This window comes from Dyadobacter sp. CY345 (assembly GCF_021502725.1).
Classification (GTDB): Bacteria; Bacteroidota; Bacteroidia; order Cytophagales; family Spirosomataceae; genus Dyadobacter.
Genome location: NZ_JAKFFS010000002.1, coordinates 852493 through 872924, shown reverse-complemented (window position 1 = coordinate 872924; position 20432 = coordinate 852493). Strand labels below are relative to the sequence as shown.

Sequence of the window (20432 nt, the reverse complement as noted above, 5' to 3'; positions counted from 1 at the left end):
ATTTCAGTATCAAGAATAAACAGAATATTGTTTTCTGAATATCAAAGTATGTACAAAAACATTCCCCTTGTATTTATTGTTGCGCTGTATAAAATGCTTGTAAAGATCACTGGTGCATTTGAACATTCATATCAAAACAATAAACAGGCAGAGATTCAGGATAACCAAAAATCTCTGCCTGTTTGATATTTTTGTTAAATAAAATCTACTTAAACTATCTTATCTCAATACCCAGGATTCTGAGCGAAAACTGATACATTTTCTGCATTTTTGGCACTGCGGTCAATTTGTGTTTGAGGAATTGGTCTCAGTAAATGTCTGTCTGCCACGTTTGCTGCTGCTTGAGGATTGTATTTTTTGACACGGTCAACCAAATTGCCCCAACGTTTAAGATCCATCCAGCGTGTCTGTTCACCTGCCAACTCTCTTGCTCTTTCTTCCATCAGAAGTTCAAAAGTCATATCCGATTCCTTGATAGCCATCGCCTCTTTTTTGCCAGCCCAGCCGGCTCTTGTCCGTACCATGTTGATCGCAGTGGTTGCGTCTTTTACATTACCTGCTCCCAGCTGAGCTTCGGCAAGCATCAGGTAAGTTTCGGCCAGACGGAAGATAAAATAATCCCGGCTTCCTGCTTCATAGGTCATGTCAGGACGTTTGGTATCAAAAAACTTCTTCAGCGTAGGAAATAAGGCCTCAGAATATTTACTTGGTACCAGAACCTGATATTTCCGTTTCGCTCTGTCTTCTTTTGACATTTCAAAACCCGGAATAAATATCGCTGTATCGCCCGAAGCAAAAGTTACGCTGGTTTTCGAGTCATCAAACGCAGTATTGTAAGTACCCGGCTTATTCGTTAACCACGTATCTTTAAAGGTCTTTTTGTAGCGAGAGTCATTAATTCTGTCACCAAAGACAACGTCGGTAAGATATGTTGTTGGTCTGAGGCGTTTGAATGGACGTCCATTTAATATATCGCGCTGCATACCAGCCTGAACATCATATTGCATTCCGAAGAATAGATGCAGGTTATTACCTCCGTTAACAGCTCCGGTATTATTAGTAAGGTTTGTAAGTGGATCAGAAGTGTACTGTGCCGCCCATACGATCTCAGTGTTCCGCTGGTTTCCTTCATCAAAAACACTTGCAAAATCGTCCAGTAATTTGAAGCCGTAGTTTGTTGTAACACTTTTGCAAAGATCAGCTGCCTTTGTAAAATCGTCCGCCGCTTTTTGTGCAGAATATGCTTTCGCAAGATAAACCTTTGCCAGTCCCATCTCCGCAACAGGCTTGATAATACGACCATATTGTGCTGAAGTAGCAGGTAAATCAGCCATGGCCTCAGTCATGTCCTTGATAATTGCTGCATACATTTCTGCATCCGTATATCTTTTTGTTTCCTTTGTAGCCACCACAGTTTCAGTCAAGCGTAAATCAACGCCTCCATATTGCTGGAATAAAATGAAGTAATAATGTGCACGAAGAAATTTCACCTCAGCAATACGTAATTTTTTTACGTCATCACTAACACCAGTAACGTTAGGTGCTCTGTCAATAATGGCGTTGCAGGTGTTGATACCACGATAAAACTCATCCCATAAAATTGCCAGATAATCAACAGTTGGGTTCATTTGTGTGTCATAGAAATGGAAACCTTTATATCCACCATCAGCACCTGTGGCGTAGATATCGGTTCCAAATTCTGTCATGGTCAATCCGAGCTGGGTCGCGTAATATATCCGCAATGCCGAGTAAGCTGAATTAACACCATCTTCAAATCCTTTGGGTGTATTCAGGTAGGCATTGTCGATTCCTGAAACCACTACTTCGTCCAGTAAATTGTTACATGCCTGCCCGGACAACATCATGGCCGCGATGGCAACAACTTTTGCAGATTTTGTTATATATCTAAAATTCATGTCTTAGTCAATTAATATTTTTACAACTACTTTAAGAAAACCTTTCTCAGAATTTAACGTTTAAACCAACAGTCCAAATTCTGGTAGCCGGTGTAATTCCGTTGTTAACAGATGTTCCATCAGTTTCAGGATCCACGCCATTATACTTCGAAATAAAGCTGGACCAGATTTTAGGTTGCTGAATACTAGTAAAAATTCTAAGGGATTCTAAACCTAATCTTTTGGTTACATTGTTGGTAAAGGTATACCCAGCGTTGATGTTACGAAGCTTGATGAAGGATCCGTCAAAGTAAATAAGCGTAGTGTTATACTGCGGAAATTCCTGGCTGCTGAATGGACGTGGATACTGAGCGTTTGGATTGTCTGGTGTCCAGTAATCAACTTTAATCTGCTGATAGCGACCTGCCAGGGCATTGTTATTTTGATGGAAACCACTTATAATTTTTTGTCCAAATCGTCCGAAGAAGAACAATGACAAATCAAATCCTTTGTAAGAGAAACGATTGGTCAAACCCATACTGAAATCAGGAACGTCCGACCCCAGCAGAACACGGTCGTCTGCATTGATCACACCATCATTGTTGGTATCCTGAATTTTTACCTGACCTACACCGGCACCCAAGGCATTGTTCTGATCACCCGGATAGAATTTCTTGGCTTGCTCAGCTTCATTAACTTGCCAGATACCTATTTTTTTGTAATCAAAGAAAGCATTAAGAGGCTGTCCGATGAACCATTTATTTCCTACGTCATCCACTTTTCCGTTATAAAGAGAAAGAATTGCTTCGGTATTTTTCGTGAATTGCAAATCCGTATTCCACTTAAAACCCCCTTTCGTATTGATGTTTGTTGTGGTAAGCCCTAATTCAACACCTCTGTTTCTGGTTTCTCCAACGTTTCGGGTCACAGCGCTAAATCCTATTGAGCCCGGCAGCTGGTCAGACAAAAGAAGGTCAGTCGTATTAGTCTGATATACTTCCAAAGATCCCTGAACACGGCCTGCCAAGATACTGAAATCAACACCAATATTTGTAGAAGCCGAGCTTTCCCAACGCAAATCGCTGTTTCCGATTGTTCCCGGTCTGTAACCGAATGCCCCTGTATTATCCCAGGCATAAACAGTTCTGGTAAGTAAACCCTGAGTTTGATAAGGAGCCACACCCTGGTTTCCAACTTTACCCCAACCTGCTCTCAATTTAAGCAAGTCAAGCCATGAAGTTGATTTCAGGAATGGTTCGTTGCTTATATTCCATCCAACTGCAACACCGGGAAAATTACCCCATTTCGTATTTTCTCCAAAACGGCTTGAACCATCACGACGCAAGGTCAGCGTTACTAAGTATTTATCGTTAAAATCATAATTGATACGACCCAGAAAGGAGTTAATTGTCCATTCAGATAAACCACTGACTGTTTGTAAAATGGTACTTGCATTTCCCATGTTGTAAAACTGCTGCGATTCGACCGGCACACCTTGTACCTGAGTTCCGTAGTTCTCAAACCTGTCACGCTGAATGGACTGCACCAGTGTCACGCCAAGGTTATGCTTGTTAGCAAATGTTTTGTTATAGCTAACAATGTTTTCAAGTGTCCAGTTGAAACCAAAACGATTAAGGTTACTCGCCTGAGAATCTCCACCTTTACGAGCATTCGTTTGCGCACCAACAAATCTTCCCATCCGAGAAACGGTAATATCCGGCCCAAAATTCACCCGGTATTTTAAACCTTCGAGAATTTGCACTTCCGCATAAATGCTATTAAAAATCCGGTATCTTTTCGTGTTGTCAACCTGTGCACCTTTAACAATTTCAGCCAATGGATTGGTCAATAAAGCATCGTTGGTCGGCGCAAAATTGATACTCCCATCTTCCTTGAAAGGAGCCCCCAGTGGGTTTTGATTAATCGTAAAACTGTAAGGATTCAGCGTTTCGCCATTCCGGTTACTGTACATTAGGTACGAAGATATACCAACCCGAAGTTTCTTATTGATACTATGGTCAATATTGGTTCTCACAGAGGTCCGGGTATAGTCCAATCCCTCCGTTATACCTTTATCCTGAAAAACACCTGCCGAAATATAAAACTGTGTTTTTTCATTTCCTCCCTGCACCCCCAGGGTATGATTTTGTTGAAATCCTTTTTTCAGAATCAGGTCCTGATAATCAGTGCTACGTCCTTGTTCGATCCCTGCTTTTACATTTGGATCGCCACCCAACACAGCTATTTTTGCGTCAGCAGCCGGGTCTGACTTACCAGATGGCACATATACGCCATTGGCATCAGTATAAATAATTTCTCCTTTACTATTTTTTGTAGATCGATATGCCTCTCGAACATACTCGGCAAATTCTGCACCGTTGAAAAGATTTAACTTGTTAAGTGCTTCCGACTGGCCGAAATATGTGTCGTAAGTCACCGTGGTTTTTCCCTTAACGCCACCACGTTTCGTAGTTACAATTACAACACCATTCGCACCACGGGCACCATAAATAGCTGTGGCAGTGGCATCTTTTAATACCTCCATCGACTGAATGTCATTGGGGTTGATATCATCGTATCCCGCCGATAAAGGAATTCCATCAACAACATACAGAGGATCATTACCGGCATTGAATGAACGACGGCCACGAATAAGAATTTTCGGTGCTGTACCTGGCTTGGAACCTGCCTGGCTCACATCCACCCCGGCAGTACGGCCCTGTAAGGCCTGTCCAAGGTTTGTAATCGGCATTTCGGTAATTTCTTTTGCCGAAACAGATGAAATAGCTCCGGTAGTCTGGCTTTTTTTCTGAGTACCATAACCGACAACCACAACTTCGCTGAGACTTTTCATATCGCTTACCAAAGTAATACTGATTTCGCTCTTCGCGCCAATAGGAATTTCCTGGGTTACAAAACCAACCGAAGAAAACACCAAAACAGCAGCATTATCGGGTACATCAATTTTGAATTTCCCGTCAGCGTCTGTATTTGTTCCTGTTCTGCTACCTTTCAAAACGACGGATACACCAGGAATTGGCGTATTATCGTCCACGGAAAGTACTTGTCCGGTTACGCTTTTATCAATCCTCGTTCCTTTGAAGTCGATCGAAGAAAGCAACGGCGCTCCGTAGGCAAAGGTGCCCAGCCCCACAAAGCTCAACACGGCACAACCCATTAAGTACTGCCTGATACAAGTAAAGTGTCTTTTCATATTTACCGGTTATATTAAGTTTTTAAGAAATTTTAGAACTTACTGTTGCTGACGACTATTTATGTCAATATCCCTTATTTAAAACATCAAATTTTTTCTGCAAATATTCATATTGTAAAATAGCAGTTACTTATCACCATATAGCCTGCAAAAAGTATTTTACTCACGGCTACTGATAACACTAATCCAAAAAACGTTGCTGATGATTAAGTTTAAGTTTTAGGATTGCCATAATCCAAAAATGTGCGTACTAACTTTCAATATTGTTCAGCTTGAAACGACTTGCGAAAAACATTCTTTTTCTACCAGGCAGATTTCAACCGATTGCATAAAATTGAATAAAAACAATAAGTCTATTTTTTGCACAAATTGTACAATTTGTTATTATTGATTGAGGTTAGAAAAACACATAGACAATTGAAACAAAACGGAGAGATTTATTTACGCAAACGTTATCGGGAACGTTGCCAGAGTTGAAATATATAAATTAAAACTACTAAAAGTTATACATTTTGAATCCAAAATGGGAGAAAATAAAAAGGAGAAATGTAAATTAAATATAACTATATCAATAAAAATTAAAATTAATATAGTATATGTATCTGATTGTACATTAGGAAATGGTTGCCTAAGGTATTGACTAATCGAAGGGCGACCAAACTCAGTTCAAATTATTTGATATAAAGCAATATAAGGAAAAGTAAGCCAAGAACGGCCATAGAGATCACGCCGAGCATAATACTTTTCGGCCTGGTTATTGAAGATGTCTTATCAGATATTGTTTCTCCTGGTTCCCGTTCCTTGATGATTTCAAGTGAAATACGTATTCTTTCCCAAATTGAATTCACATCCTGGTTTGAAAGTGTATCTGGCTTTAAATCCGACGTTATCATAACAAGTTCCCTTGCCTGATCTACTGTTTCCTTTTTGTAAGGATATTTTGTTATCCAGTTTTCCCAAAAAGAGCGAATTGAAGCATCATTCGGAAACCGAACCCACCTGATAAAAAGGCTTTCCATCGCTAACTCTTCGGCCGAATACTCCGAGTAGGGTTTCATCTGTCGCGCATTAAGAGTGTAAAGGAAATATTTGCATTTTGACAAAAAATGAGATACCTCCGGCAATTATTTAAAATTCTGATTGGTGTCAATTTCAGTATGTTAATTATATAAAAAAAGAAAGGTAACAGACTTTTATACTCAAAGAATTCCAAAAGTCATTAGAACAAAATCGTGATCGCAGCACCACATTATTGGTAAACCCTTTTAGCAATTTTATCGTAAACGTTTACGATTTCAGAATGATGATTTTTTAGAAGATTCGCAAAGCTTCCAAACGACAATTGCAGAAGCACATAGGGTTAAATTGCCCTCTTTTGGCTGATTTATTAAAAAAAATTTTAACTTTTTTCAATAAACCGAAGATAGTCCAAACAATTTCTACCATTTTAGAAACCTAAGAGAACCTAAGTTTGCGTCGGACATGTTTAACGCTTCTGATTTTCCAGAAAGTTTCGTGTTTTATTTTATCAGTTTTAATAAACTTGAATGAAATAATCCATCTTCTCTTATTCTCCTCAGGTTATCTCAAATGTCTCAGGTGGTAAAATACTAAGCCAGTAACGACTACATGGCAAATTTCTTTAACTTTGCAAACATTTTTACAGAGACTTAGTACCAACTTATATACAATGACCTCGCATCAGATACGCCAGTCTTTTCTGGATTTTTTCCGCAGCAAAGGGCACCTTATTGTTCCTTCTGCCCCATTGGTTGCAAAGAATGACCCCACCCTGATGTTCAATAACTCAGGTATGGCACAGTTCAAAGATTTCTTTTTGGGCAACGGCACACCTCCTTCACGTCGTATTGCCGATACGCAAAAATGCCTTCGCGTTTCAGGTAAACACAATGATTTAGAGGATGTTGGATTCGACACGTACCACCATACAATGTTTGAAATGTTGGGAAACTGGTCGTTTGGAGATTATTTCAAAAAGGAAGCCATAAGCTGGGCCTGGGAGCTGTTAACCGAAGTTTACAAATTGCCGAAAGAGCGCTTGTACGTTTCAGTTTTCGAAGGAGATGCAAAAGATGGCGTTCCGTTTGATCAGGAAGCATGGGATTTATGGGTACCGATTGTTGGTGAGGACCGTATCATTTTAGGTAATAAAAAAGACAATTTTTGGGAAATGGGCGATACCGGTCCATGCGGACCTTGCTCAGAAATCCATATCGATTTACGTCCGCAAGCTGATGTAAATTCAATTTCCGGAAAATCTCTTGTCAATAACGATCATCCGCAAGTTGTAGAAATTTGGAATCTGGTATTTATGCAGTTTGAGCGTAAAGCAGATAGTTCTTTGATTCCACTTCCTTCTACGCATGTAGACACCGGGATGGGTTTTGAGCGTCTATGTATGGCTGTTCAGGCAAAAATGTCTAATTATGATACGGATGTTTTCCAAAATACAATTAATGTTTTGGAGAAATTATCAGGTAAAACATACGGCAGCGAAGAGCCTTTTACGGACATCGCAATGCGTGTTATATCTGATCATATCCGCGCTGTTGCATTTGCGATCACGGATGGACAATTACCTTCCAATGTTAAAGCTGGTTATGTAATCCGTCGTATTTTGCGTCGTGCGGTACGTTATGGATATTCATATTTAGGGTTTGCCGAGCCGTTTTTCCATAAGCTAATTCCGGTTCTTTCTGAGCAATTTAGAGATGTTTTCCCGGAACTGACTGCACAGGAAGAATTCGTTACGCGTGTTATTCTCGAAGAAGAAAAAAGCTTCTTGCGTACGCTTGAATCCGGTCTGAAACGCCTGGATATTATCATGGCGAATCTGAAAGAAAAAGAGACCAATGTTATCGCAGGAAGTGAAGTTTTTGAATTGAGTGATACATTTGGGTTTCCGGTTGATTTAACTGCACTAATTGCCCGAGAAAAAAGCTTTATTATTGATGAAGCTGGATTCCAGGATGCCCTGGCCGAACAAAAAGCACGTTCACGCAAAGATGCAACGAAAGAAGCAACAGACTGGATCGAACTTCGCGAATCGGATGGTGTCGAATTTTTGGGATACGATTTTGAAGAAACGCATAGCCACATCGTTAAGTACCGAAAGGTGAAGACAAAAACCGGCGAGGAATATCACATAGTCCTTGATCGCACTCCTTTTTACGCTGAAATGGGTGGTCAGGTTGGAGACACCGGAACGTTGCATTTTAATGTCAATGGCGAATCCAAGGTTGTCAATATTATAGATACTAAAAAAGAGAACGATCTGTTTGTCCATATTTCAAGAGATAAAAATCTTGATGACGCTTTGCAGAATGCAGGGATTGTGGTGGCGCATATTGATGAAACACGCCGTAATAAAATTAAAGCAAACCACTCCGCGACACACCTAATGTTGTCATCCATGCGTGAAGTTTTGGGAACACATATCGGACAAAAAGGATCTTTCCTGAACGACGAATTATTACGTTTCGACTTTTCACATTTTTCGAAAGTTACTGACGAAGAATTGAAAAAGATTGAAGATCGCGTTAATGAAAAAATCCGCGAGAATATTCCGTTAAAGGTAATGACCAATGTCCCGATTCAGGAGGCTATTGCAATGGGAGCAACAGCAACTTTTGGCGAGAAATATGGGGATTTTGTTCGTGTAATTATTTTTGATCCTGAATTCTCTTTTGAACTTTGCGGGGGAACACATATTCCGTCGACCGGAGAAATTGGCGTTTTCAAATTTATTTCAGAAGGTTCTGTATCAGCAGGCGTTCGTCGTGTTGAAGCAGTAACCGGTGAAAAAGCGCTTGAAATGATGCGTCATCAAGAGGATACGCTTAACCAGCTTAAAGATCTTTTAAAAGGTCCGAAAGATGTGGTGAAGGCGGTTGAAAACCTGCTTGAAGAACGGACTCAATTGCAGAAGAAAATTGAAGCGCTTGAAAATGAAAAGATTCAGCAACTTAAAATTCAGTTGCTCGATAAAGTAAAAAGTTACCAAAGTTTCAGTCTGGTAGTAGAAAAAGTAAATGTTCCGAGTGCTGAATCATTGAAACAACTCTCTTACGAACTTCGTGATCAGGTCGAGAATCTGATTGCAGTTTTTGGAACTGAAATTGCTGGTAAGCCTCAAATCTCAGTTTTCATTGCTGAGAATGTTGTTCAAAGTTCTGGTCTTAATGCAGGTAATGTTGTAAAGGAACTTGCAAAAGAAATTCGCGGCGGCGGCGGCGGACAGCCGTTCTTTGCTACTGCTGGCGGATCTGATATCAGCGGACTCGACAGAGCGTTGGAAAAAGCGAAGGAGCTTTTCTAACAAATGTCTACACAGAAATAGCCCGTCACCTTTGAGGCGACGGGCTATTTCTATTTTCTTTTGATTATTCTCTTGCTGTTAATTGTCCTCTTATCGCACCATTCGGATATTTTGCCGTATGGATATCCATATAGTAAGATCCCGCTTTTAAGTCAGTAACCTGTGCCGCAGTCAAAGTATCTGTGAAGGCAAATGGACTTGTAAAAGTTGTTCCTAAATTAATAACAACTGCGGCTGTTGTGTCAGCACCAGTGGCAGTTTTGTGGATATGCCATGCAGTTGGCATAAATGCCATTGTGGAGTCGGTACCGGTAGAATCCATCGCGGAACTATCACCGTACGTGATATTCAATTTCAATATATTAGTCTCCTGATCTAAAGTTCCGTCAACAGCTCCTGTTGCAGTCGTATCGTAACCCGTGCTATCCCCCGCAAGTGTGGATGTCACTTTCAAAGTGGGAAGAACTTCAACCGGAGGCACTACCACCACATCTTCCTCATCATCCTTACAGCCCCATGCGACTCCCAGTACACATATACCGATAAACGCAAATTTCTTCATACTCGTCAATTTGTTCATGCTCGTTGATTTTAGTGAAAAATTGTTTCGACGAGGACCGCTTGTAACAAAATGATGCCTTACAGGAAGAAAGTAGCCTTACGGCACATAACGCAAAATCGCAACATTTCACTTGTTGTAACAAATGTAGAAAACATAACACTTTTTGTAGAAATAAACCACATTTTACTCCCTGAATCTCTAATTGATTCTATTTTTGGAATTTCCTACAACTGAATTTTTCTATCATATCAGATTACCAAAAATATTCTCTTTTACGCTCAAAGAATGAAGTGCACACCCGCATTGAAACCGATATACAATCCTTCTAAATCTCCTCCTCCCGCATCTTTCCATAAATAACGTTTGACCAAACCATCGCCTTTCCCTTTTGAATAATCGACGTAATTCAAATTTGGTCCACCGAAGATTTCGAGTTGTGGAGTCAGCTTAAACGCTGGTAGTATACGTAGCGAGTTTTTATAGTAAATTCCGCTTTTAAAATCAGATAAAGTTTGGCTCACAACCTCGGTATTGATTCTAAATTTATTCGAAACTGGAATGTGAGCTCCTAACCCGGCTTCAATTCCATACAAAGATTTGTTATCACTTTTCAAGTTATATCCCAAACCAAGAATACCATACAGCACACGGCCTCCCGAGCGGAAAGATGCCATAAGAGTAGCAGTTTCGTCAGTTGTCAGACTTATCGATTTCTCTCCATTTTTAACAAAATTTAAAATCCCAATCGGATAATCACTGCTGTCTGCTATGTTGATCAACCCTGCCAATTGAATGCCTTTCACATTTTTGGCAATGTTCATGAAGCCAGATATCTGGGTGTTTACATTTTCTGTTTTATTTAAAAAACCCGATAATTGAAGTCCTTTAACACTTTTACTGGTTAAGTTACTGAAACCAGCCACTTGTACAGCACCGGCCTCTTCGCCGAAATTCATAAACCCTGCGATTTGAACACCCTTTGCATCATGACGGACCACATTGGCCACGCCGGCAATTTGCACGCCATCCGCGGAATTTAGTATAACATTTGAAACCCCGCTAATTTGTACACCTCTCACACTGTCTTTCACCAATAAAGCAATTCCTGAAATGGCGACACCGGTCTCCGCTTTCGACAGCCCGGCGATGGCGTGTAAGGAAAATTTATTGGTATACTGACCGGCATTTTTCCCATTGGTACTAAGCGGATAAATCAGACCAACATGTGCAATACTCGTGCGTTCTTCCTGAGCAAAAGTGGTTGTAGAAAAAGAAAAAGTGAATAAACTGAGCAGAAAAAATCTCACGAAAATATTTGCGTGTTTGTTCATTGTGTCTAAATAAAAAATGGAAGTTTAAACACATACTGCATGGAACTTTAAATTGCAGGCCTTCAATCTTTCCTGTTGCGGTATGTATAGAATTGACAACCGGATTGAGGTTTACCCTAAATTTTAAATGGAAAAAATAGAAATTTATAGAAAATGTAATGAAGAATATGCCATAGAACTTAAAAACACACATTAACGCTGCTTGCCGTAGTTCCATATCAAACCGCCTTGCCAGCCAACCCAGGCGTTTGTGGTACTGTTTATTTTAAAGCGGTAAGTTCCTTCATCAGCCAAAGTTTGATATCCTATTTTAAATTCCTTTTGTTCGGAGTTGAAAACATTGAAAGATGGCCCTGCAAATACTGAAAGTCTCTTGCTGATTTTAACATTTAAACCTGTCTGAAAACGGTATAAAACAGGGAGATCTTTCCATTGACCGAGATAAAAATTCTGATTTATAATCTCGGCATTTAAAGTGAGATATTTATTTAAGACAAACTCTTTTCCCACGCCAAAACCAAAAGTATAAGCCTTATTATTTTCTCCCAAACTGGCTCCAATTGTGAATACATTATAGAGCTTTCGGTTACCCGATTTCCATGCAAAGTTCAAGGGAAGGATTTCATTGGCATGTAACGAAAAAGCACCTTTTCCGTTTTTGACCAAATTAATGAGTCCGATGCTGTAACCGGAAGATGAATCTGCCAGATTGATTACGCCCACCTGCACTCCTTTTAGGTTTTTAGCATAATTAAAAAGTCCGGCAAGCTGAAGTCCCTGCATTTCTGCTTTTGCAGAATTACCAAATCCGGCAATTTGCACTCCTGAAACTGAATCTTTTCCAAAATTAATTCCGGCAGTAATTTGCGCGCCGGACATTGTTGCTTTCGAAAGATTAAATATTCCACTGACCTGCGCACCGTCCACTTTATCTTTTGCTAAATTGCCAACGCCAGCGATCTGGACTCCATACATTTTACCGGAAACCTTACTCAGCCAGCCAGATACCTGAACGCCTGTCAACGTTTTGTTGATCTGATTGGTAAGGCCGGAAATTTGAACACCTTTTAATGAATCTAATACATGGTTATGTAAACCCGCAACCTGCACGCCATGAACGTGGCCAGAGACAATGTTGAACATCCCGGCGATTTGAACATATCGAACATCTTTTTTTGAAATATTGAACCAACCAGCAATTTCAACGCCATCGACGCCAGCAGTATAACCACCGAGAATATTTAGCGAAAGCTTGTTACTAACCTGCGAACTCATTTTCCCATGCGTGCTCAGACCAGGTGTGAAGGAAGCCTGATAAGGCAGCGAAACAAAAAACCTGCTAATATTTCTGCTTTGTAATCGCAATTTTGATGATACAAACATGCGCGCCAGCCAGCTTCCCCCACCCTCTGAATAACGCACAAATACCGGATCCAGATCAACTGCTTTTTGATAAATAGTGATTGAAAGGTCACGTTCCTGCTCCGAATTGATGACGATTGTTGTATCTGCATATCCCACTTTACTGATTGTTAAAGACAAAGGAAAATTCCGGTCACGCAAGCGCAGCCGGAAAAACCCGTTGTCATCGGATAGTGCAGAAGCGAGCTGCTGCTTGGAATAAATGCTGGCATAATCAACCTCTTTTCCAGTCTCATTATCAAATATCCGACCCGTCAGATAGTAATATTTTTCTTTTTGAGGTCTTTGAATAATTATATAATCACCTGTTTCTTTATATTGATAAATTCCAGTTAATAAATCATCTAAAATCTGCTCAACTGATTTATTATCGGCTTTTATAGTAACCAGACTATCACCCGGAACAAGATCACTATTATAGGAAAAATAAAATTTACCTTGTTCGCTGACCAGCTTTAAAACTTCGGAAACAGGCTTCTGTTTAACATGGATTGAAACATGTCTGTTGAGCAACTTTTGGGCATGACAAAACGAGGAGAGCAAAAGAAAGATTGCTACCAGATATAGTGCTTTACGTAAAGTAAAAGTCCAATTCATGCCGAAAGATACAGCCTATTTTAAAATTATCTGCCCATCATTCCGCACAACGGTTATGTTAAACGTTTCCGAAATAATCATTAAAACCTCATCCAGCGATTTGCCGTCGAAAGTAGTGGTTATTGGAAGATTTTTTCTTTCGTTACTAACAATGATCTGTCTCTGGTATACGTCACTCAAAACATTGGCGAGTTTCCAGAGCGGAGTATCATGACAGACAAGTTTGTCTGTTCTATAATATTTATAAAATTGATCTTCATTTTTTTTAACTGCCAACACAGATTGATCTTCAAAAACAGTCACCTTTTCCGTAGGTTTAATTTTAACTTTCTCTTCTTTTTTCGTCACCTCAACTAGCCCTGTTTCAACAATTACTTCTGTTTGTTTTATACTGCTTTTTACATTAAATGATGTCCCGACTACACGAACGATCACCTCGTTTGCATCAACCAGAAATGGCTTTGTTTTATCCGGAGTGACCTGAAAAAATGCTTCTCCTTTTAATTTAACTTTCCGAGTTCCGCCTGCTGTAAAATCCTTACCATAGGTAATTTTTGAATTTTTATTTAAAGTAATAATAGACCCATCCGGTAAAGTCTTAACCAACGTTTTGGCTCCCGAATGCACAGAAATTTCCTGCGAAAAACTGTCTTTTGTTGCCATCAGATAAGTCAACCAGCTTCCTCCTGCCACAAGAACAATAGCCACAGCAATGCGGAAATATTTGAAAAGGGGGTTGGTTTTTAACGGAATTACAGGAATTTCTGTTTCCTGCATCTTATCCTTAAAGCGGATCCAGGCGATATCCTCATCCACGTCATTATGCGCAGCCAAGGTTTTGCTCCGTTTCCAGATCAGTTTGAAATTTTCAAAATATATCCTGTTTCCCGTTTTTGCAGCTACCCATTTTTCTACTTCTCCCCGCTCCTGCCTGGTTGATTCATCCAGTAAATATTTTACCAGCAGATCATCCATATTGTTCATTTCTCTTCGCATGATCTTGTTTGTTATGCTATCAACAATGTTATTAAAACAATTGGCAGAAAATCCACCAGCTTCAAACGCAGTAATCTCAAAGCTTTTCCCATCTGATTTTCAACCGTTTTTACAGGAATTTCCAGTTTATCAGCAATTTCCTGATACTTCAGTTCCTCAAAACGGCTCATCTGGAAAATAGTCCTGCATTTTTCGGGCAATTCTAATAAAGCCGCTCCAAGCCTATCTTCCAGCTCTCCCAACTCGATTTCATAACAGCCGTTATCCATATCTGCCATATAGTTAACTACATAGTTTTGATACGCATCCCGAACTTTCAAATGCTTTAAATAATTCAGACTTTCGTGATAAACAGACCGGTATAAATAGGCACCAACCGATTCGCGTATCTGGATCTGCTCACGTTTTTCCCATAAACGGCAAAAAACGTTCTGCACCATTTCTTCTGCCATCACATCATCATGTATGATCGTGTTAGCATAAGCATGCAGATTTTTGAAATTTGATTTAAATACCTTCTCAAATTCCGCTTCCGTTTCTTTGCTTAGCAGATAGGTACCTTCTTCGGTTACATTCATTGCATTGAAATAAATAAGAATCAAAATTGCTGCTTCCGATTGTTCATATCCATGACAACCATTGAGTGGCTTACCCTAAATTTTCAAGAGAAAAAGAAATTTCCTTTCAATTATCAGGCACAAAAAACGGGCTGCAAAAAAATTGCAGCCCGTTTTTCAATTCCTTACTTGTAGGATCAAGGTTTTTTACCCGCCTTCAGCGAATCTTTTTTGTTTGCTTTAAATCTTTTGTCTGGGGTTCCGTCTTTTTTAAGATTTTTGTTTTCTGCATAACGCTTGTCCAGTGTTCCGTCTTTTTTCAATTTTGCACCCGTAGCTTGCGCACCTGATTTGACCTCGCTTTTCGCAGCCTTCACTTCTTGATCAGCCTTCTTTTTTGTTGTTGCGGCTGTGGTTGCTGGTGTGGCAGTCTGGGCAAACGCCGTTCCCGTCATTACCAAAAACATAAGCATCATTATTCCTGCTAATTGCTTCATTTTATAAACTGGTTAAGTGTGATACGCTTTGTTAAATTATTGACGTAAGTTACGAATTTGAATAAGATACGGTACTTTACCAATAAAATTTAATCATATTTTAACTGCACGACAAAGCCATGCGAAAAGTTCCACATGGCTTTGTAACCTACATTATATTCCTTTAATCAACTTAACCTTTGTGAGCAAACATATTCTCGTCAATCTGAATACCTAAACCCTGAGCAATCCTAACGCCTAATTCAGGATCGGCCCGAAAGAAATGGCAAAGCTGACGATTCAGGATTAGTTCGCGTTTGGGTCCGCTGACATTTTTCAGTGACCCCAAAAAGTTGTTTATCTGCGTTGTTTTTTCTTCATCACTGAACACATTCCGAAAAAGATCACCGGCTTGTGTATAGTGATCATTCTCATTTTCTCCGTTGCGGTCATACCAGTCTGCTACAAGAGAATACATGTTTTCCGCAGGCTCCTTATAATTTTGATCAACTTCGATTTCATCAAAACTATTCGGAAAATAATTTGGATTTCCCTCGCCATTTCCATCGAAACGCATCGCTCCGTCACGCTGATAATTGTTGGTCGCATATGGGCAACGGTTCACAGGAAGCTGCTCGTAATTGGCTCCTAACCTGTAACGCTGAGCATCCGGATAAGAAAGCAAACGTCCCTGCAGCATTCTGTCAGGAGAATATCCAATGCCATCCACAACATGTGATGGGGCGAACGCAGCCTGCTCAACATGGGCAAAGAAATTGTTGGGTACTTCATTCAGTTCTAAAACTCCCACATCGATCAGTGGAAATTCGCTCTGAGGCCAGACTTTTGTGACATCAAACGGGTTCCAGCGGAAGGTTTGTGTCTGCTCCTCTGTCATAACCTGGATTTTCAATTCCCACTTTGGAAAATCTCCGTTGTCAATCGCATCAACCAGATCGCGCTGTGCCCAGTCAGCATCCATTCCCTTCATTCTTCCCGCTTCGGCATCCGTGAAGTTTTTGATTTTTTGCTGCGTTTTAAAGTGAAATTTCACAAAAACCCTTTCATTTTCAGCATTGATCATCGAGAAAGTATGACTGCCAAAACCGTGCATATGCCGGTAACTATATGGTGTTCCACGGTCGCTAAAAAGTATCATAACCTGATGTAAACTTTCCGGATTTAATGACCAGAAATCCCACATCATCGTGGCGCTTTTCGTGTTTGTACGCGGATCACGTTTTTGCGTATGTATAAAGTCGCTGAATTTTTTTGGATCTTTTATAAAAAAAACAGGCGTGTTATTTCCAACAATATCCCAATTTCCATCCTCGGTGTAAAATTTCAAAGCGAAACCTCTTGGATCACGCTCCGTATCGGCAGATCCTTTTTCGCCGCCAACCGTTGAGAAACGCAGGAAAGTTTTTGTTTGCTTGCCAATTTCACTGAAAACCTTCGCTTTCGTATATTTTGTAATGTCATGCGTAACTGTAAAAGTACCGTAAGCGCCTGAACCTTTTGCATGCACAACACGCTCAGGTATACGCTCGCGGTTGAAATGCGCCATTTTTTCATGTAAGATAAAATCCTGTAACAAGATCGGGCCGCGCGGACCAACAGTCTGGCTGTTTTCGTGTTCGGTGTAGGGTTTGCCTGAGGCTGTCGTTAATCTTTTCTGTTGTTCGGACATAAGGATAATTCTTAAACTGTTGCTTACTTTTTAGATGAAGTACGTCACAAATTAAACCCGATGAATTTCATAAATCAAACTGATAGTTTCTATCTTTGCATAGATTTAATTGATATAGATAATTATCTGAACGTGATGGTATCAATCAAATCTTCACATTCCTATACTATTAATAACCGTTTATGAATATCCAACAACTGGAATACATCGTTGCCGTTGATAACCACCGGCATTTCGTCCAGGCTTCGGAACATTGTAATGTGACCCAGCCGACGTTATCTATGATGATCCGAAAACTTGAAGACGAGCTGAGCGTTAAAATCTTTGACCGAACCAAACAGCCGATCGTCCCGACAGCTATCGGAAGATTGATCATTGATCAGGCAAAAACCATTCTATTTGAAGCCAGACAAATGACTGAAATTGCCAAACATTTTAATGGTGATCTGTCCGGGGAGTTAAGAATTGGAATTATCCCGACGGTGGCCCCTTATCTGCTTCCTCATCTGGTTCAGCCTTTCATTGAAAATTATCCCAACATCAGGCTTCATGTTTCAGAAATGATCACGGAACGGATCATCACCGAACTCAAACTTGGAAATCTGGATGTTGGAATTGTAGCCTCACTTTCCGGCGACAGCGGCTTGCAGGAAATCCCTCTTTATAAGGAAATATTTTACGCCTATGTGTCCGAAAATACCGATCTTTATAACAAACAATATATCCTTCCGGGAGAGATTGAACCTAATGACCTCTGGCTTTTAGAAGAAGGGCATTGTTTTCGGACGCAAATTCAGCGATTATGCGAACTTAGCCGCAGCAGCCAATTTGGAAACAGCTTTCATTATCGTTCCGGCAGTATTGAGACGTTGATTCGTATGGTAGAAAAAAATGGCGGTATAACAATTTTACCCGAACTTGCTGTAAATGAATTATCAGAAGAAAGGAAAAGACATATCCGTCATTTTCAGTTTCCTGAACCTGCCCGTGAAGTTTGTCTTGTGGTGAATCGTGAGCAGGTCAAAACGAGACTTATCGATGCGCTAAAAACCGGAATTATAGATTATATGCCGAAAGAAATTCAAGATAAAAAGGTCGAAATGAGAGTTCTCTAATTAAACACAATCTTATGAAAGTTGCCTTTTTCAGTACAAAGTCTTACGACAAAGAGTATTTTACCAAATTCAACACGGACAATATTCACGAACTGAATTTCTTTGAAGTTCCGCTCAACGCACAAACTGCCGTACTTACCGTTGGCTTTGATGCAATCTGTGTATTTGTGAATGATATAATTAACCAGGAAACGATTGAAATAATCAGTAAAAATGGCATCAAATTAATTGCGCTGCGATGTGCCGGATTTAATAATGTTGATTTAAAAGCCGCGAGGGAACATCAATTAAAAGTTGTTCGGGTCCCAGCTTATTCTCCGGAATCTGTGGCGGAACATGCGGCAGCATTGATCTTAACTTTAAACAGAAAAACACATAAAGCATATAACAGGGTTCGGGAGGGAAACTTTTCTATTGAAAATTTGACTGGTTTTAATCTGTTTGGAAAAACGGTTGGCGTTATCGGAACCGGACTCATCGGTACGGCATTTTGTAAAATCATGCTGGGTTTTGGATGTAAGGTTTTGGCGTATGACGTCAGGGAATCCAGCCAACTCGTTGAAAGAGGAGTTGTTTACAAAACGCTGGATGATTTATTGAAAGAAAGTGAGATCATTTCCCTTCATTGTCCGCTTACACCAGAAACGGCTCATCTTATTGACGCGACTACAATTTCGAAAATGAAAGATGGTGTAATGATCATCAATACCAGCCGAGGCGCTCTGGTTGAAGCGAAAGATGCCATCGAAGGCCTAAAAAATGGCAAAATCGGTTATCTTGGAATAGATGTTTATGAGCAGGAGGCGGACCTTTTCTTTCAGGATCTTTCAGAAAGTGTTATTCAGGATGATACAATTGCCCGATTAATTTCTTTTCCTAACGTACTAATAACCGGACATTTAGGTTTTTTTACAAAAGAGGCGCTGGAAGAAATTGCGACGATAACATTGAATAATTTGTCAGCATTTGAAAATGACGGAGAATTGTTAAATGAAGTAAAAAGTTAGATTTTTGATTAACATTTCGCCTCTCCTGGCTTGCCACATGGTTGGTTTGGAAAAGAAAGAAATTGCATAAAAACTCAATTTCAGATGTTAAGTATTATCATTCAAAGCTCTCGTAGAGCTTCCTGTTTATAGAAAATATTTGTTTGAAAAAATTACCGGCTCCACTAGGGGCCTCCTCGAAATAGCAGGAAACTCCTAGCGGAGTTACATTATCTCAAATAAACTGATAAGCTATAAACAGGAAACCTCGATGAGGTTATTTCGGCAAAATGATAAATTCAAAATACTCGTTTGAGACATTCAGTATCACTATCCACAGCTCTTGCAGAGCTTCCTGTTTATAGAAAATGAATGTTTGGAAAAATTACCGGCTCCGCTAGGAGCCTCCTCGACTTACCAGGAAACCTCGAGGAGGATATTTGCCATAAGAAAGCGAAAATACGTTACTCCATAAATTGTAGATGACAATTGCCGATCAAACCAAATCATAAATCTGCGATATAATTTCTGCCACCCAGATATTTCATTTGTCTCACGATCTGATTTGTTCTTTTGTTAACATAGGTAGACGGATTTTTAATCGAAAAACGAACAGGATTGGGCAATACGGCTGCGATTCTTGCAGCTTCATACCGGGTCAGATTTTTAGCAGATTTCTTATAAAACCGTTGGGACGCAGCCTCCACGCCAAAAGTCATTTTCCCCATTTCTGCTACATTCAGATATACTTCCAGGATCCTCTGCTTATCCCATATTAACTCAATTAATACAGTGAAGTAAACTTCCAAACCTTTGCGGATATAACTTCTTCCGTGCCACAAAAACACGTTTTTCGCCACTTGTTGTGAAATTGTGCTTGCGCCGCGTGCCCTTTTCCGCTTTTCGGTCATCGCATCATAAATCTCATCAAAATCAAAACCCCAGTGGTTTGGGAAATTCTGATCTTCTGACGCCACCACCGCCAATGCTACCTCTTTTGAAATATTATCGTAAGATTCCCAGTCCTTATGAATTTCTGTATCCTCGTCTTCGGCGAAAGCTTCAATTTTTCTTGTGATCATAAAAGGCGTTACCCACACGGGAACAAATTTTAAAACCACAACCCAAACAATGGAAATGACAAAAAAGTAGATTGAAAATTTAATAACATAAGACAGCAAACGACGGAGCATACAATAATTATTTCCTCAGGATAAGAAACCAAACCAATAAACACACGTACAAAGAACAG

The 20432-nt window shown here is 40.0% G+C and carries 14 protein-coding genes; 3 read left to right on the top strand and 11 right to left on the bottom strand.

Features of this window, described 5'->3' with window-relative positions; genetic code table 11:
- Nucleotides 1-224: 224 nt before the first annotated feature.
- From L0657_RS13420 to L0657_RS13410, 3 genes are all read right to left on the bottom strand, one after another.
- On the bottom strand, nt 225-1916 hold the full coding sequence (locus L0657_RS13420) for a RagB/SusD family nutrient uptake outer membrane protein (protein ID WP_235151308.1): 1692 nt from the start codon (nt 1914-1916) through the stop codon (nt 225-227).
- A gap of 46 nt (nt 1917-1962) precedes the next feature.
- Entirely contained in the window at nt 1963-5109 is a 3147-nt protein-coding gene (locus tag L0657_RS13415) for a TonB-dependent receptor (RefSeq protein WP_235151307.1), read from the bottom strand.
- A gap of 671 nt (nt 5110-5780) precedes the next feature.
- On the bottom strand, nt 5781-6167 hold the full coding sequence (locus tag L0657_RS13410) for a hypothetical protein (RefSeq protein ID WP_235151306.1): 387 nt from the start codon (nt 6165-6167) through the stop codon (nt 5781-5783).
- Between the two features lie 632 nt (nt 6168-6799).
- Here L0657_RS13410 and alaS point away from each other — a divergent pair.
- Nucleotides 6800-9448 (top strand): alanine--tRNA ligase, encoded by a 2649-nt coding sequence (gene alaS / locus L0657_RS13405; RefSeq protein ID WP_235151305.1) that lies wholly within the window; start codon nt 6800-6802, stop codon nt 9446-9448.
- Nucleotides 9449-9512: 64 nt separating this feature from the next.
- Here alaS and L0657_RS13400 read toward each other — a convergent pair whose 3' ends face one another.
- From L0657_RS13400 to L0657_RS13370, 7 genes are all read right to left on the bottom strand, one after another.
- Nucleotides 9513-10028 carry a CHRD domain-containing protein gene (locus tag L0657_RS13400; RefSeq protein ID WP_235151304.1) on the bottom strand — a complete coding sequence of 172 codons (516 nt, stop codon included), beginning with the start codon at nt 10026-10028 and terminating at the stop codon, nt 9513-9515.
- A gap of 260 nt (nt 10029-10288) precedes the next feature.
- A complete protein-coding gene (locus L0657_RS13395) occupies nt 10289-11341 on the bottom strand; it encodes a hypothetical protein (RefSeq protein WP_235151303.1) in 1053 nt (350 codons plus the stop codon).
- Between the two features lie 192 nt (nt 11342-11533).
- Nucleotides 11534-13360: an STN and carboxypeptidase regulatory-like domain-containing protein gene (locus tag L0657_RS13390; protein ID WP_235151302.1), complete on the bottom strand. Its 1827-nt coding sequence runs from the start codon at nt 13358-13360 to the stop codon at nt 11534-11536.
- Between the two features lie 15 nt (nt 13361-13375).
- On the bottom strand, nt 13376-14356 hold the full coding sequence (locus tag L0657_RS13385) for a FecR family protein (RefSeq protein ID WP_235151301.1): 981 nt from the start codon (nt 14354-14356) through the stop codon (nt 13376-13378).
- A gap of 11 nt (nt 14357-14367) precedes the next feature.
- Entirely contained in the window at nt 14368-14934 is a 567-nt protein-coding gene (locus tag L0657_RS13380) for an RNA polymerase sigma-70 factor (RefSeq protein WP_235151300.1), read from the bottom strand.
- Nucleotides 14935-15110: 176 nt separating this feature from the next.
- Nucleotides 15111-15410, bottom strand: coding sequence for a hypothetical protein (locus L0657_RS13375; RefSeq protein ID WP_235151299.1), 300 nt, complete (start codon nt 15408-15410; stop codon nt 15111-15113).
- Between the two features lie 172 nt (nt 15411-15582).
- Nucleotides 15583-17079, bottom strand: coding sequence for a catalase (locus tag L0657_RS13370; protein WP_235151298.1), 1497 nt, complete (start codon nt 17077-17079; stop codon nt 15583-15585).
- Nucleotides 17080-17261: 182 nt separating this feature from the next.
- Here L0657_RS13370 and L0657_RS13365 point away from each other — a divergent pair, with 182 nt between their 5' ends.
- Both L0657_RS13365 and L0657_RS13360 read left to right on the top strand, forming a co-directional pair.
- Nucleotides 17262-18194 carry a hydrogen peroxide-inducible genes activator gene (locus L0657_RS13365; protein ID WP_235151297.1) on the top strand — a complete coding sequence of 311 codons (933 nt, stop codon included), beginning with the start codon at nt 17262-17264 and terminating at the stop codon, nt 18192-18194.
- 14 nt (nt 18195-18208) lie between these two features.
- On the top strand, nt 18209-19201 hold the full coding sequence (locus L0657_RS13360) for a 2-hydroxyacid dehydrogenase (protein WP_235151296.1): 993 nt from the start codon (nt 18209-18211) through the stop codon (nt 19199-19201).
- Between the two features lie 485 nt (nt 19202-19686).
- On the opposite strand, the gene mtgA is transcribed toward L0657_RS13360, so the two are convergent.
- Nucleotides 19687-20373: a monofunctional biosynthetic peptidoglycan transglycosylase gene (gene mtgA, locus L0657_RS13355; RefSeq protein ID WP_235151295.1), complete on the bottom strand. Its 687-nt coding sequence runs from the start codon at nt 20371-20373 to the stop codon at nt 19687-19689.
- Nucleotides 20374-20432 lie beyond the last annotated feature (59 nt).

Coding starts and splice junctions, on each gene's coding strand:
- L0657_RS13370 (WP_235151298.1), bottom strand. CDS start 17,079: ATGTCCGAACAACAGAAAAGATTAACGACAGCCTCAGGCAAACCCTAC.
- L0657_RS13420 (WP_235151308.1), bottom strand. CDS start 1,916: ATGAATTTTAGATATATAACAAAATCTGCAAAAGTTGTTGCCATCGCG.
- L0657_RS13375 (WP_235151299.1), bottom strand. CDS start 15,410: ATGAAGCAATTAGCAGGAATAATGATGCTTATGTTTTTGGTAATGACG.
- L0657_RS13385 (WP_235151301.1), bottom strand. CDS start 14,356: ATGCGAAGAGAAATGAACAATATGGATGATCTGCTGGTAAAATATTTA.
- L0657_RS13410 (WP_235151306.1), bottom strand. CDS start 6,167: ATGAAACCCTACTCGGAGTATTCGGCCGAAGAGTTAGCGATGGAAAGC.
- L0657_RS13380 (WP_235151300.1), bottom strand. CDS start 14,934: ATGAATGTAACCGAAGAAGGTACCTATCTGCTAAGCAAAGAAACGGAA.
- L0657_RS13390 (WP_235151302.1), bottom strand. CDS start 13,360: ATGAATTGGACTTTTACTTTACGTAAAGCACTATATCTGGTAGCAATC.
- L0657_RS13415 (WP_235151307.1), bottom strand. CDS start 5,109: ATGAAAAGACACTTTACTTGTATCAGGCAGTACTTAATGGGTTGTGCC.
- mtgA (WP_235151295.1), bottom strand. CDS start 20,373: ATGCTCCGTCGTTTGCTGTCTTATGTTATTAAATTTTCAATCTACTTT.
- L0657_RS13365 (WP_235151297.1), top strand. CDS start 17,262: ATGAATATCCAACAACTGGAATACATCGTTGCCGTTGATAACCACCGG.
- L0657_RS13360 (WP_235151296.1), top strand. CDS start 18,209: ATGAAAGTTGCCTTTTTCAGTACAAAGTCTTACGACAAAGAGTATTTT.
- L0657_RS13395 (WP_235151303.1), bottom strand. CDS start 11,341: ATGAACAAACACGCAAATATTTTCGTGAGATTTTTTCTGCTCAGTTTA.
- alaS (WP_235151305.1), top strand. CDS start 6,800: ATGACCTCGCATCAGATACGCCAGTCTTTTCTGGATTTTTTCCGCAGC.
- L0657_RS13400 (WP_235151304.1), bottom strand. CDS start 10,028: ATGAACAAATTGACGAGTATGAAGAAATTTGCGTTTATCGGTATATGT.